Annotated in this window: 1 protein-coding gene; it reads left to right on the top strand. The window is 47.7% G+C overall.

From position 1 onward, the window contains the following. Window positions 1-492, top strand: a 492-nt coding sequence (locus ABEA14_RS16080) for an IS3 family transposase (RefSeq protein ID WP_345341353.1), incomplete at its 5' end; no start/stop codon positions are given. Between the last annotated feature and the right edge of the window lie 32 nt (window positions 493-524).

Below are 524 nucleotides of genomic sequence, written 5' to 3'. Positions count from 1 at the left end.
GAGCAGGTCTATGCCAGTGATATTACCTATGTAGAGAGCGGCGAAGGTGTGCATTACCTGTCGCTGACGACAGATACTTATAGCCGCAAAATCATGGGCTACGAGTTAAGTCGGGAAATGAAGGCCACGGATGTGGTTAATGCCCTGAATATGTCGATTAAAAACCGGCTCACAACACAGCCTCTGATACATCACTCAGACCGAGGGCTTCAGTACTGCTCATCCGTTTATCAATCCGTGCTTCGTCAACACAGCATCACACCTTCGATGACAGATGGCTACGACTGCTACCAGAATGCATTGGCTGAGCGGGTTAACGGCATTTTAAAGCAGGAGTTTTTGTTGCATAAGTGCCATAGTTTTACTGAGCTTAAGCAGCTGGTGAAGGAGTCTGTGGCTATCTACAATCAACTTAGGCCGCACTTGAGCCTGGGCATGAAAACGCCTGAAGAAGTGCACAAAAAAGCCAGCGCTGAATTGGCGCTGGCTTAATAGAAAACCGTCAACTTATTTTAGGACGGCAC

The sequence above is a fragment of the Corallincola platygyrae genome (assembly GCF_039544265.1).
Classification (GTDB): Bacteria; Pseudomonadota; Gammaproteobacteria; order Enterobacterales; family Neiellaceae; genus Corallincola; species Corallincola platygyrae.
This window is presented reverse-complemented; position numbering and strand designations above follow the sequence as displayed.